We start from the raw sequence: 12,618 nt of genomic DNA, 5'->3' as shown, positions 1-12,618 counted from the left end.
TTCGTAACCTCGCGGTTGACGGCGCGCCGATCCTCCGCCGCGACCTCGCGGCGTTGCTGCTCGCCCTGCGAGGTGGCCTGCTTTCCGGCCACCGCCTACGCCTCCGGAAGTGCGGCCAGGCCGGCCCGGATGCGCTCGATGTCGGCCACCGCGGCGTCCCGGCGAGCGCGGATGCCGGCCACTACGTCGGCCGGCGCCCGCTCGGTGAACTTGGCGTTGCCCAGCTTGGCCTCGGTGCCGGCCAGCTCCTTCTCGGCCGCCACCAGGTCCTTGCCCAGCCGGGCCCGCTCGGCGGCCACATCGATGGTGCCCGAGGTGTCCAGCTCGACCCGGACCGGGCCGCCGCCCAGACCCACCTCCAGGGAGGCGGTGGCGGTGAACCCGCCCTCCGGCTCACCCAGCCGGGCCAGCGCGCGGGCCGCCGCCAGCTGCTCGGCGCCCAGCCCACCGGTCACCCGGGCCGGCACCCACTGACCGGGCCGCAGGCCCTGGTCGGCGCGGAACCGGCGGACCTCGGTGACCAGCTTGATCACCGCCGCGACCCGCTCAGCCGCTCCACCATCGGGCCGGCCGGCCTGTGCCGTGATCTTCGGCCACGAGGCGATGACCAGCGACTCGCCGCCGGTGAGCGTGGTCCACAGCTCCTCGGTGATGAACGGCATGATCGGGTGCAGCACCCGGAGCAGCACGTCGAGCACGTTGCCCAGCACGGCCTTGGTGTTTTCCGCGCCCTCGCCCGCGAGCTGGACCTTGGCCAGCTCGAGGTACCAGTCGCAGAACTCGTCCCAGGTGAAGTGGTAGAGCAGCTCGGTGGCCTTGGCGAACTGGTAGTCCTCCAGCAGCGCGTCCACCTCGGTGACCACGGTCGCCAGCCGGTCCAGGATCCACCGGTCCGCGTCGGTCAGCCGGGACGGGTCGATCTCGCCGTCCGGGTCCGCCCCGTTGGCCAGCGCGAACCGGGTGGCGTTCCACAGCTTGGTGCCGAAGTTGCGGGACCCGGCCACCCACTCCTCGGACAGCGCCATGTCGGCGCCCGGGTTGGCCCCTCGGGTGATGGTGAAACGCAGCGCGTCGGCGCCGTAGTTGTCGATCAGCGCCAGCGGGTCGATGGTGTTGCCGCGCGACTTGGACATCTTCTTGCCGTACTGGTCGCGGACCAGCCCGTGCAGGAAAACGTGCTCGAACGGCGGCACGCCGTCCATCGCGTACAGCCCGAGCATCATCATCCGGGCCACCCAGAAGAACAGGATGTCGTACCCGGTGACCAGCACCGACGTCGGGTAGTAACGACGCAGGTCGGCGGTGTCCGCCGGCCAGCCCAGGGTGGAGAACGGCCACAGCCCGGAGGAGAACCAGGTGTCCAGCACGTCGGAGTCCTGGGTCCAGCCCTCGCCGGGCAGCTCCTCGTCCGGACCCACGCAGCGGACCTCACCGTTCGGCCCGTACCAGACCGGGATCCGGTGCCCCCACCACAGCTGGCGGGAGATGGTCCAGTCGTGCATGTTGTCGACCCAGTCGAAGTAGCGCTGCTCCAGCTCCTTCGGGTGGACGGTGACCCGGCCGTCGCGCACCGCGTCACCGGCCGCCCGGGCCAGCGGGGCGACCCGGACGAACCACTGCAGCGACAGCCGGGGCTCGACCACCGTGTCGCACCGGCTGCAGTGGCCGACGCTGTGCAGGTAGGGCCGCTTCTCCGCGACGATCCGGCCCTGGGCGCGGAGCTCCTCGCGCACCGCCTCGCGGGCCACGAACCGGTCCATCCCGTCGAACCGGGTTCCGGAGTTGGCGATGACCGCGCCCTCGTCCATGATCACCGGCATCGCCAGGTCGTGCCGGCGGCCGATCTCGAAGTCGTTCGGGTCGTGCGCCGGGGTCACCTTGACCGCCCCGGTGCCGAACTCCTGGTCGACGTGCTCGTCGGCCACCACCGGGATGCGCCGGCCCACGATGGGCAGCTCGATGTCCCGGCCGACCAGGTGCGCGTAGCGCGGGTCGTCCGGGTGCACCGCGATGCCGGTGTCACCCAGCATCGTCTCCACCCGGGTGGTGGCCACGACGACGCTGTCGTCCCCGTCGCCGTACCGGATGGAGACCAGCTCGCCCTCGTCCTCGGAGTGCTCCACCTCGATGTCCGACAGCGCGGTGCGGCAGCGCGGGCACCAGTTGATGATCCGCTCGGCCCGGTAGATCAGGTCGTCGTCGAACAGCTTCTTGAAGATGGTCTGGACCGCCTTCGACAGGCCCTCGTCCAGGGTGAACCGCTCACGGCTCCAGTCCACCCCGTCGCCGAGGCGGCGCATCTGGCCGAGGATCGCGCCCCCGGACTCGCGCTTCCAGTCCCAGACCTTCTCCACGAACAGCTCGCGGCCGAAGTCGTGCCGGGACTTGCCGTCCACGGCGAGCTGGCGCTCCACCACGTTCTGGGTGGCGATGCCGGCGTGGTCCATGCCGGGCAGCCACAGCGCGTCGTAGCCCTGCATCCGGCGGCGCCGGGTCAGCGTGTCGATCAGCGTGTGGTCCATGGCGTGGCCCAGGTGCAGGCTGCCGGTCACGTTGGGCGGCGGGATGACGATGCAGAACGGCGGCTTGCCGCTGTTCGGATCGGCGCTGAAGTAACCGCGGTCCACCCACCCCTGGTACAGCCGCGCCTCTACCGATACCGGCTCCCAGCGGGACGGTAGATCGGTTCGCGGCTGGGGTGGCAGTGTCTCGGTCACCCCCCAAGTCTACGAGCCGCCCCCCGACCGCCCCGATCGCGTTACCCCCGCCCCCGCTCACACATACCGTGCGTACCCGGCCCACGCGCAATTGCCCGTGTGCCGGCGCCAAGCGGTGTGCACGGGCGACCGCTAACCCTCGCCGGACCACCCGCTGGCGCGGGCGGCGAGGCGGGTGCAGAGGTCGGCGACCGCCGCGTCCGGGTCGTCCGTGCGGGCGGCGGCCAGGCCGACCAGGAAGGCGGTGACCGGGGCGGCGGGGCGGGCCACGCCGTGCGCCACGTCCTTGGTCAGGTCGAGCACCTGGGCGGTGGTGGCCTTCTGGTCGGCCAGGTCGATGCCCAGCTCGGCACAGACCTCCGCGATCCACGTCTCCATGGTGTTCATGCCGGCGAACCTACCCGCTGAACAGCTGCACCACCTTGATCAGCAGCTGCCACACGCCGTACCCGAATGGCACGGCCACCCAGATCCAGGCCAGTGCGGTCAGTGCCGCCCGGCCACCGCTGGGCGTCGTCTCCGGTGCGCTCATGCCGCCCTCCCCGCCTGCACGGCCGTCTCACCGGCGGCCGGCTCGTGGAACCTCGGGTGCACCGGTTTGATCAGCTCATTGCAGATGAACCCGACCACCAGCAGCCCGATCATGATCTGGAACGAGAGGCTGTACAGGTCCGGCCCCTTGAAGCCGGCCTCGGTCCGCCGGTCCGCGATGTAGTTGACGATCACCGGCCCGAGCACTCCGGCCACCGACCACGCGGTGAGCAGCCGGCCGTGGATGGCGCCCACCTCGAACGTGCCGAACAGGTCGCGCAGGTAGGCCGGCACGGTGGCGAAGCCGGCGCCGTAGAAGGACAGGATCAGCATCGCGCAGATCAGGAACACCGGCTTGCTGGCGTTCTCCACCAGATCCAGCGTGAGGTAGAGCAGCGCGCCGACTCCCAGGTACATCCGGTAGGCGTTCTTCCGCCCGATCACGTCCGAGGTGGACGACCAGACGAACCGCCCCAGCATGTTGGCCAGGGACAGGATGGCCACGAAGCCGGCGGCGGCCGCCGCGATCGCCGTGGCGCTGGAGGACCCCCGGAAGAAGTCCTGGTAGATCGGCGCCGCCTTCTCCAGGATGCCGATGCCGGCGGTCACGTTGAAGCAGAGCACCACCCAGAGCAGCCAGAACTGCGGGGTCTTGATCGCGTTGCGCGCGGACACGTTGCCCTTGCTCTCCAGCGGCCGCCGGTGCGCGGTGGCCGGGTCCCAGCCGTCCGGGTGCCAGCCCTCCCGGGGCACCCGGACCAGCAGCCAGCCCATGGCCATGAACACCGCGTACACGACGCCGTGGATGAGGAAGGCCTTGGCGATGCCGCTGGCCTGCGGGTTCGCCCCGGTGGCGCCGAACGCGGCGAGCATCGAGGCGGACCACGGGGAGGCGATCAACGCCCCGCCGCCGAAGCCCATGATGGCGATGCCGGTGGCCATGCCGGGGCGGTCCGGGAACCACTTGATCAGGGTGGACACCGGCGAGATGTAGCCGATGCCCCAGCCGATGCCGCCGACGACGCCGTAGCCGAAGATCACCAGCCAGTACCAGCCGACGTACACGCCCAGTGCCGAGATGAACCAGCCGCTGACGAAACAGCTGGACGAGACCAGCATCGCCCAGCGCGGACCGCGGTGGTCCACGGCGGTGCCGAACAGCGCGGCGGCCAGGCCGAGCATCACGATGCCCAGGACGAACGGCATCGCGCTCAGCGTGCCCTTCAGCGTGCTGTCCGCGAGCATAGTGGACTCGAGGGGTTTCTTGAACACGCTCCAGGCGTAGGCCTGGCCGATGGACAGGTGGATGGAAAGGGCGGCTGGGGGTACCAGCCATCGACTCCAGCCCTCGGGCGCAACGATGCGCTCACGGTCCAGGAATCCAGCTGCGGTCATTGGAGCTGCTCCCTCCGGGCGGATGATGGAATGGTCCCGGCTCCCGCCACGTTACGCATGACGAAATACAGTATGCATACGAGGAGGTGCAAATGGGTCGTCTGATTGCGCGTACCTCGGTGCTGCGGCTGGGGCCGGACGGCGAACGCCGTTCGCCCGATCGCCTGGCCGTCGAGGAACCGCTGGAGCTGCGGGTTAACGGCAAGGCCCTGGCCGTGACGATGCGCACCCCCGGCCACGATGTGGAGCTGGCGCACGGCTTCCTGCTGACTGAGGGCGTTATCAGTGCTGTACCGGATGTAGCCAGCGCGCGCTACTGCGACTCGGTGGACGACCAGGGCCGCAACACCTACAACGTCCTGGACGTGGCCCTCGGGGCGGACGTGCCCCCGCCCGACCCGGGGGTGGAGCGAAACTTCTACACCACCTCGTCCTGCGGGGTGTGCGGCAAGGCCTCGCTGGACGCGGTACGGCTGCGCACCCGCTTCTCCCCCGCCGGGGACGCCATGCTGGTAACCCCCGCCACGCTGTCCACCATGCCGGACAAGCTCCGCGAGGCCCAGAAGGTCTTCGAGAGCACCGGCGGCCTGCACGCCGCCGGCCTGTTCACCGCCGACGGCGAACTCCTCGCCGTCCGCGAGGATGTGGGACGCCACAACGCCGTCGACAAGGTCCTCGGCTGGGCACTCCTGAACAACCGGATCCCCGCCACCGGCACCGTGCTCATGGTCTCCGGCCGGGCGTCCTTCGAACTAACCCAAAAGGCGGTAATGGCCGGCGTCCCCGCCCTGGCAGCGGTCTCGGCACCGTCCTCGCTGGCCGTCGACCTGGCCGAGGAATCCGGCGTGACCCTGATCGGCTTCCTACGCGGCCGATCCATGAACGTCTACACCGGCGCCGCCCGCATCAAACGCTGATCAGGCCCGCCAGGCACGCCCTCGGGGCAACCAACCCGGTACCGCCCGCCGGTACCGCTCGTACTCCTCGCCGAACGTCGCGGCCAACTTCGGCTCCTCGTACCATTTCGCGAACGCCCACATCACCCCGCCCGCGACCAACGCGTAACCCAGCAACACCGGCCGCGCGAGCAACAACGCCTGCCCGAAGATCGCCGCGACCACCGCGAGATACATCGGATTGCGCACATACCGGTAAAGCCCGCCCACCACCAGATGCTCGGTCGGCGCGACCGGCGCCGGCGTCCCCAGCCCTTCGGTGACAAACCGCGCGAACGCGTGAACCAACACGACCACCCCGCCCACCAGCGGCAGGACGCCCAAAAGCCGGGGCGCCGGCCCCCAGCCCCCCGCCTGCCACCCGGTCAGCCACCACGGCACCACCCCGGCCACCGTCCCCGGCGCCAACGCCATGAACACTGAGCTACCACCGGCAGCGCTGAACTTCCTCATGGACGGCCCCAGTGGTCCGCGGCAGCCCCGGGAGGGGCCGGGGCCGGTTCTAAAGATCGACTTGGGCGGGGCCGAGGCGGCTGGTCCGCCACGACCTCGGCGCCGCCCGTTACGTTTCGATGATCATCATGACCTCACGGCCGCCTGGCGGCCCGAAAACGGACCACCAGGTCATGGTGATCATGGACCGACCGCCACCGCCACACCATCCGTCACTCTGGTTGCGTGTCGCCGAACGGACGCGCAGCGTCGAAACAGGTCCTGAATGCCCCGCCTGCCGACCCCGGAGGGGCCGCAGGCGGGGCCTGAGGCTCAGGCGTCCGCTGGCAAGGCCGCACCGAGCGCGGTGTGCTGGAAGCACATAAGCGAGGGAGAACGCCGCCAGCGGGCGCCTGAGCCTCAGGCGCTCCGGTCGCGGCGTTCGCGGCGGGCGGGTTGCCGCGGCACGATGGTGGGGTTCACGTTGTCCCGCACCGTCTTGCCGGTGACCAGCACCTTGGCCACGTCGTCCCGGCTGGGGATGTCGTACATCACCGGCAGCAGGACCTCTTCCATGATGGCGCGCAGGCCACGGGCACCGGTGCCGCGCAGGATGGCCTGGTCGGCCACCGCCTCCAGCGCGTCGTCGGTGAACTCCAGCTCCACGCCGTCCATCTCGAACAGCTTGCGGTACTGCTTGACCAGGGCGTTGCGCGGCTCGGTGAGGATCTGCACCAGCGCGTCCTTGTCCAGGCTGGTCACCGAGGCGACCATGGGCAGCCGGCCGATGAACTCGGGGATCAGCCCGAACTTGATCAGATCCTCGGGCATCACGTCGCCGAAGCTCTCGCTGGCGTCGAGGTCCTTCTTGGAGCGGATCTCCGAGCCGAAGCCGATGCCGCGCTTGCCGGCCCGGTCCGAGATGATCTTCTCCAGGCCGGCGAACGCGCCGGCCACGATGAACAGCACGTTCGTCGTGTCGATCTGGATGAACTCCTGGTGCGGATGCTTGCGGCCACCCTGCGGCGGCACGCTCGCCGTGGTGCCTTCCAAGATCTTCAGCAGCGCCTGCTGCACGCCCTCGCCGGACACGTCCCGGGTGATCGACGGGTTCTCCGACTTGCGGGCGATCTTGTCGACCTCGTCGATGTAGATGATCCCGGTCTCGGCCCGCTTGACGTCGTAGTCCGCCGCCTGGATCAGCTTGAGCAGGATGTTCTCCACATCCTCGCCCACGTAGCCGGCCTCGGTCAGCGCGGTGGCGTCCGCGATGGCGAACGGCACGTTGAGCAGCTTGGCCAGCGTCTGCGCCAGGTAGGTCTTGCCGCAGCCGGTCGGGCCGAGCATCAGGATGTTGGACTTGGACAGCTCCACGCCGTCGCCGCCGTCGCCCCGGCCCTTGTCGCCGGCCTGGATGCGCTTGTAGTGGTTGTAGACCGCCACCGACAGGGTGCGCTTGGTGCTGTGCTGCCCGATCACGTACTGATCGAGGAAGTCGTGGATCTCGGTCGGCTTCGGCAGCTCGTCGAGCTTTACCTCGCCGGCCTCGGCCAGCTCCTCCTCGATGATCTCGTTGCAGAGGTCGATGCACTCATCACAGATGTATACGCCGGGGCCGGCGATGAGTTTCTTGACCTGCTTCTGGCTCTTCCCGCAAAAGGAGCACTTAAGCAGGTCACCGCCGTCACCGATGCGCGCCATGAGTGCGTACCCGTAGTCCCATCCGGCGCACCCGTGCGGCGCGCCTGTCCCGACCGTACTCGTCCAACCCGCTCTTGGGGGAGCACAAAGACTGCCCCAATCGACGAGGGACCTCGGTGAGGCTCCCACGAACGGTATGTCGTGGTTACCGAACCGAGATCCCCCGGCCGCTCAGCCGCCCACTACCGACAGCTTCCGACTCTGGATGATCTCGTCAACTATGCCGTACTCCTTGGCCTCTTCGGCGGTCAAAATCTTGTCCCGCTCGATGTCGGCCCGGATCAACTCGACATCCCGTCCAGTGTGCGTTGCCAGCGTAGTCTCCAACAACCGCCGCATGCGGGAAATCTCCGCCGCCTGGATCTCCAGGTCGGAAACCTGCCCGTAGACGCCCTCGAAGGCCGGCTGGTGGATCAGGATCCGGGCGTTGGTCACGGCCAACCGCCTACCCGGGGTGCCCGCCGCGAGCAGCACGGCGGCAGCCGACGCGGCCTGCCCGAGGCAGACCGTCTGGATGTCGGGCCGGATGTACTGCATCGTGTCGTAGATTGCCATCAACGACGTGAATGATCCACCCGGAGAGTTGATGTACATCGTGATCTCGCGGTCCGGGTCGGTGGACTCCAGCACGAGCAGCTGAGCCATCACGTCGTTCGCCGAGGCGTCGTCGATCTGCACCCCGAGGAAGATGATGCGCTCCTCGAAGAGCTTGTTGTAGGGGTTGGACTCTTTGACCCCGTAGCTGGTGCGCTCGATGAACGAGGGCAGCACGTAGCGACTCTGGGGGGGTTGGAATCCGGTCACTTGCCGCTCCCGTTCCTCTTGTTCCTCGGAAGTCCGTTGGCCCGGCTGATCACCTGGTCCACGAAGCCGTACTCCAGGGCCTCCTGCGCGGTGAACCAGCGGTCCCGGTCGAAGTCCGTCATGATCCGCTCGACCGTCTGCCCGGTGTGCCCGGCGATCAGCTCCGCCATCTCCCGCTTGTTCTGCCGGAACAGCTCGGCCTGGATGCGGATGTCCGACTCGGTGCCGCCGACGCCGGCCGACGGCTGGTGCATCAGGATCCGCACGTGCGGCAGCGCGTAGCGCTTGCCCCGGGCGCCGGCGGACAGCAGGAACTGCCCCATCGACGCGGCCAGGCCCATCGCGTAGGTGGCCACGTCACACGGGATGAGCTCCATCGTGTCGAAGATGGCCATCCCGGCGTTCACCGAGCCACCCGGCGAGTTGATGTAGAGCGAGATGTCCGACTCGGGGTCCTCGGCGGACAGGAGCAACAGCTGGGCGGCGATCCGGTTGGCGATCTCGTCGTCCACCTGCTGTCCCAGCACGATGATGCGCTGCTGCAGCAACCGCTCGTAGACCGAGTCGCCCAGCGTCATCGAGGACGGAGCCGCGGTCCGCAGCTGCGGGACCCTCGGATTGGATGGGTACTGCGTCACGTCTGCCTGCTTTCCTGTTCGGTGTCCGCTCAATGCCTTGGAACGACGGTTCCGACCCTAACCAGCTTGCTGCCGGCCCACCCGGATTGGCTCGTCCGTTCGCTCAGAGCACACGGACGAGCCACCGCCCGGGGGTGGATCAGGCCTTCGCCCCGGCGGGTTCCTCGGCCTTCTCGCCGGTCTGCTCGGCATCGTCCTGGGACTCGGCGGTCTCGTCGCCGCGCTCCGCGCCGCTGAGGAACTCGGAGAGGTCCACCTCGGCACCACTCGAATCGGTCACCTTGACCTGGCGCACCACGCTGTCCAGCGCCTTGCCGCGCCGGACGTCGGCCTCGACCGCGCCCAACTGGCCGGCCTGCTGCGCGCGCTGCACGAACTCTTCGGGGCTCATCCCGAACCGCTGCGACTGCGCCACGATCTGCTCGATCAGCTCGCTCTCGGTCACCTGCACCTCGGCGGCCTCGGCGATCGCGTCCAGCAGCAGCTGCGTCTTCACCGAACGCTCGGCGTTCTCCCGGGCGTCCGACTCGAACTTCTCCTTGGTCAGCCCCTGCTTCTCCAGGAACTCGGCCAGCCGCGCCTCGTCGTGGTCGAAGGCGTGCACCACCTCGTGCGTGCGCGACTCGGTCTCCGCCGCCACGATGCCCTCCGGCAGCGGCACCTCGGCCGCCTCCAGCAGCGCCTCCAGCACCTTCTCCCGGGCCTGCTGGGTCTGCCGCACCCGCTTGCTCTCGGTGAGCTGGCGGCGCAGGTCGGCGGTCAGCTCGTCCAGCGTGTCGAACTCGCTGGCCAGCTGGGCGAAGTCGTCGTCGGCCTCGGGCAGTTCGCGCACCTTCACGGAGGTGACCTTGACGGTGACCTCGGCGTCCTTCTCGGCGTGCTCGCCGGCGACCAGCTTGGTGGTGAAGGTCTTGGACTCGCCCCCGGACAGCCCGGTGATCGCCTCGTCCAGGCCCTCGATCATGCCGCCCGAGCCGACCTGGTAGGACATTCCGCTGGTCTGGGCCTCCTCCAGCGCCTCGCCGTCCACCTCGGCGGCCAGGTCGATGGAGACGAAGTCGTCCTCGGCGGCCGGCCGCTCCACCCCGGTGAGCGTGCCGAACCGGCCACGCAGCTGGTCGAGCTGCTCGGTGACCTCCTCGTCGGCCACCTCGGGCGCGTCCACCTCGACGGTGATCGCGGCGGCGTCCGGCAGGTCGAACTCGGGCCGGATGTCCACCTCGGCGGTGAACGCCACCTGCTCGCCGTCCTTCAGCTCGGTGACCTCGATCTCCGGCTGGCCGAGCACCCGCACCGAGCCGGCGATGACCGCCTCGCTGTACTTCGCCGGGATGGCCTCGTTCACCACCTCGTCGAGCACCACGCCCCGGCCCAGCCGCGCCTCCAGGATGCGCGCCGGGGCCTTCCCCTTGCGGAAGCCGGGGATGTTCACCTGCTGGGCGAGCTTGCGGTATGCGCGGTCGAAGTTCGGCTTGAGCTCGTCGAAGGGCACCTCGACGTTGAGCTTGACGCGCGTCGGGCTGAGCTGCTCGACGGTGCTCTTCACTTGATCTCCTCGTGCGGATGACATGCTGGCGGAGCCGGAACCCGGTCCTACCGGGCGGCCGGGCGCTCGCCGAGGGCCGCCGGAGGGGTGCCGTTGCTCGGACCCACGCGGGGTCTTTGTTCGAGTCTAGGCGACAACGCTCCCCGATCCACCGCTGGCCACGCCGGAACGACACCAGGACATGCCTCAGCTCCGTTGTCCGGCGCCGAGGACGCAGTCGCCGCAGACGCCGCCGCCGGGCACCTTGTAGTACAGACAGCAGGAGCGACGGCGGAACGCCCAGCTCGGCGCGAGCGCGCCGGCACCGGCCAGCGGCCCGGCCCGCAGCAGCTCCGCGACCTCGCCCAGGGCGGCCGCGGCCGCTTCCGGCCGGGCGCGCGCGACCAGCCTCCCGGCGGCGGCCAGCGCGGAGGCGGCATTGCCGCGCAGGGTGCGGGGCGACGCGCCGGACACCTCACGGGTGATCGCGGCCAGCGGCTCGAGGTGACCCGTCACCAGCGCTTCGAGGCCTGCGTCGGCGTCCGAGAACCGCTCGGCGGACTCCCACATCGGCAGCACGCCGCTCACCGCCGGCCGCCAGTGCAGCGTGTCCGGCGACCACTCCGGCACCCTCCGGTGCACCGAGGCGACCGCGAGCACCGGGGAAACCAGGCGCGCGGCCAAGCCCTGCTGGGCGATCGAGCCGGCGATCCGCAGGTCGGCGGCCCGGGACGCTTCGATGCCCAGCGCGCCGGCGACCAGCCGGACCCGTTCGGCCATCGGCTCCGGCCGCTCGTAGAAGTCCCGCCACGGGCGCCAGGAGTCGTCCACCACCTCCGCCGGGTTGGCGCTGACCGCGAAGAACGGCCCGATGTCGGCGACCTCCTCGAGCGCCGCCCGCACTTCCGGTTGCTCCGTCATGCTCCCGTTCCCCGTATCGCCGCCGCCGGCGCCTCGGCCAGCGCGGCCGCGACGGCGAACACGCCGGCCATCCAGACCAGCTCCAGCGCCACCCGGCCGGTGAGCCGGGGGTTGCCCTCGGCCAGCCGCCGCCTCGTCCACCAGCCCAGCCCGAGCACCACGGCGAAGCCGGCCGCCTTGGCCAGCACCAGGCGGCCGTACTCGCTGTCCAGCAGGGCCGAGGGTGCCGGCAGCTGGAAGGCCGCGCTGAGCACGCCGGTCAGCAGCACGCACCCGGCACAGTAGCCGGCCAGCCGGGAGAACCGGGGCAGCGCGAGGTCGGTCAGGAGACCCGGCCGGCCCCGGCACACCAGCGCCAGCGCGGCCAGCCCGCCCGCCCACAGGCAGGCCGCCGCGACGTGCACCGCGAGCACCGGCACGGCGGTGCCGTGGCCCAGGTGGCCGCCGGCGTGCCCGGTGACCGGCCCGGCGACCACGCCGAGCAGCGCGAACCCGATCACCGGTTCCGGCTGGCCGAGCACCCCCGGTTCGGCGCGCCCGCCCGCGCTCGCCCGGAACGAGACCAGCCGGGTCACCGCGACCAGCAGCGCGCAGCCGAGGGTGAGCAGCAACGCCCGGCCGGCGGCCACCTCGGTGGCGAAGTCGGCCAGCACACCCGGCCGCAACCGGAACGCGTCCACGCCGCCGGCCTCCGCCGCCCCCAGCCACAGCGCGAGCAGCGCCGCGCCCGCCCAGGCGGCACCGGTCAACCCGCCGAGCGCGGCGGTGCGGCGGGCCACCGCCCGACCGGCCGCCCGATCCGCCGGGCCGGCCCTCCGATCCGCCCGACCGGCCGCCCGATCCGGCGGCGCGGACCGCCCCTGGCCGGTGAGGAACGGCGCGACGGCCAGTCCGACCTGCAGCGCGCCGATCCCGTCGACGGCCAACCTGGCGAACAGCACCTCGCGCGCTCCTTTCGATCCCACCCCCCCCCCCCCCCCCCCCCCCCCCCCCCCCCC

12 protein-coding genes are annotated in these 12,618 nt (G+C 70.5%); 1 reads left to right on the top strand and 11 read right to left on the bottom strand.

What is annotated here, in order from left to right; all coding sequences use genetic code 11:
- Nucleotides 1-95: 95 nt before the first annotated feature.
- From ABEB12_RS10185 to ABEB12_RS10170, 4 genes are all read right to left on the bottom strand, one after another.
- Nucleotides 96-2,717, bottom strand: coding sequence for a valine--tRNA ligase (locus tag ABEB12_RS10185; protein WP_185066518.1), 2,622 nt, complete (start codon nt 2,715-2,717; stop codon nt 96-98).
- A 132-nt stretch (nt 2,718-2,849) separates the two neighbouring features.
- A complete protein-coding gene (locus tag ABEB12_RS10180) occupies nt 2,850-3,104 on the bottom strand; it encodes a DUF6457 domain-containing protein (RefSeq protein WP_185066519.1) in 255 nt (84 codons plus the stop codon).
- A gap of 10 nt (nt 3,105-3,114) precedes the next feature.
- The gene (locus ABEB12_RS10175; RefSeq protein ID WP_345702705.1) at nt 3,115-3,249 is read right to left on the bottom strand and encodes an MFS transporter small subunit; all 135 of its coding nucleotides are present in this window, start codon (nt 3,247-3,249) and stop codon (nt 3,115-3,117) included.
- Nucleotides 3,246-4,643: an MFS transporter gene (locus ABEB12_RS10170; protein ID WP_185066520.1), complete on the bottom strand. Its 1,398-nt coding sequence runs from the start codon at nt 4,641-4,643 to the stop codon at nt 3,246-3,248. The genes ABEB12_RS10175 and ABEB12_RS10170 overlap by 4 nt, the downstream gene beginning before the upstream one ends.
- Nucleotides 4,644-4,735: 92 nt before the next feature.
- Here ABEB12_RS10170 and fdhD point away from each other — a divergent pair, with 92 nt between their 5' ends.
- Entirely contained in the window at nt 4,736-5,560 is an 825-nt protein-coding gene (fdhD, locus tag ABEB12_RS10165; RefSeq protein WP_185066521.1) for a formate dehydrogenase accessory sulfurtransferase FdhD, read from the top strand.
- Here fdhD and ABEB12_RS10160 read toward each other — a convergent pair whose 3' ends face one another.
- The 7 genes from ABEB12_RS10160 to ABEB12_RS10130 all read right to left on the bottom strand — a co-directional run bounded on the left by ABEB12_RS10160 (nt 5,561) and on the right by ABEB12_RS10130 (nt 12,585).
- The gene (locus ABEB12_RS10160; RefSeq protein WP_221499072.1) at nt 5,561-6,013 is read right to left on the bottom strand and encodes a methyltransferase; all 453 of its coding nucleotides are present in this window, start codon (nt 6,011-6,013) and stop codon (nt 5,561-5,563) included.
- A 438-nt stretch (nt 6,014-6,451) separates the two neighbouring features.
- Nucleotides 6,452-7,732, bottom strand: a complete 1,281-nt coding sequence (gene clpX / locus ABEB12_RS10155; protein ID WP_185066523.1) for an ATP-dependent Clp protease ATP-binding subunit ClpX — start codon at nt 7,730-7,732, stop codon at nt 6,452-6,454.
- Between the two features lie 171 nt (nt 7,733-7,903).
- The gene (locus tag ABEB12_RS10150) at nt 7,904-8,536 is read right to left on the bottom strand and encodes an ATP-dependent Clp protease proteolytic subunit (protein WP_185066524.1); all 633 of its coding nucleotides are present in this window, start codon (nt 8,534-8,536) and stop codon (nt 7,904-7,906) included.
- Nucleotides 8,533-9,174, bottom strand: coding sequence for an ATP-dependent Clp protease proteolytic subunit (locus ABEB12_RS10145; RefSeq protein WP_185066525.1), 642 nt, complete (start codon nt 9,172-9,174; stop codon nt 8,533-8,535). Before ABEB12_RS10145 ends, ABEB12_RS10150 begins: the two co-directional genes overlap by 4 nt.
- A 139-nt stretch (nt 9,175-9,313) precedes the next feature.
- Entirely contained in the window at nt 9,314-10,720 is a 1,407-nt protein-coding gene (tig, locus tag ABEB12_RS10140; RefSeq protein ID WP_185066526.1) for a trigger factor, read from the bottom strand.
- A gap of 186 nt (nt 10,721-10,906) precedes the next feature.
- On the bottom strand, nt 10,907-11,620 hold the full coding sequence (locus ABEB12_RS10135; RefSeq protein ID WP_185066527.1) for a (2Fe-2S)-binding protein: 714 nt from the start codon (nt 11,618-11,620) through the stop codon (nt 10,907-10,909).
- Nucleotides 11,617-12,585, bottom strand: a complete 969-nt coding sequence (locus tag ABEB12_RS10130; RefSeq protein ID WP_345702704.1) for a copper resistance D family protein — start codon at nt 12,583-12,585, stop codon at nt 11,617-11,619. Before ABEB12_RS10130 ends, ABEB12_RS10135 begins: the two co-directional genes overlap by 4 nt.
- Nucleotides 12,586-12,618: the final 33 nt, after the last annotated feature.

Origin of the sequence: Actinospineispora eucalypti (assembly GCF_039543365.1) — a bacterium.
Classification (GTDB): Bacteria; Actinomycetota; Actinomycetes; order Mycobacteriales; family Pseudonocardiaceae; genus Pseudonocardia; species Pseudonocardia eucalypti.
This window is presented reverse-complemented; position numbering and strand designations above follow the sequence as displayed.

What these genes read in the sequence shown, in the direction of transcription:
- ABEB12_RS10180 (WP_185066519.1), bottom strand. Translation starts at nt 3,104, where the DNA reads ATGAACACCATGGAGACGTGGATCGCGGAGGTCTGTGCCGAGCTGGGC.
- ABEB12_RS10175 (WP_345702705.1), bottom strand. Translation starts at nt 3,249, where the DNA reads ATGAGCGCACCGGAGACGACGCCCAGCGGTGGCCGGGCGGCACTGACC.
- ABEB12_RS10170 (WP_185066520.1), bottom strand. Translation starts at nt 4,643, where the DNA reads ATGACCGCAGCTGGATTCCTGGACCGTGAGCGCATCGTTGCGCCCGAG.
- fdhD (WP_185066521.1), top strand. Translation starts at nt 4,736, where the DNA reads ATGGGTCGTCTGATTGCGCGTACCTCGGTGCTGCGGCTGGGGCCGGAC.
- ABEB12_RS10160 (WP_221499072.1), bottom strand. Translation starts at nt 6,013, where the DNA reads ATGGCGTTGGCGCCGGGGACGGTGGCCGGGGTGGTGCCGTGGTGGCTG.
- clpX (WP_185066523.1), bottom strand. Translation starts at nt 7,732, where the DNA reads ATGGCGCGCATCGGTGACGGCGGTGACCTGCTTAAGTGCTCCTTTTGC.
- ABEB12_RS10135 (WP_185066527.1), bottom strand. Translation starts at nt 11,620, where the DNA reads ATGACGGAGCAACCGGAAGTGCGGGCGGCGCTCGAGGAGGTCGCCGAC.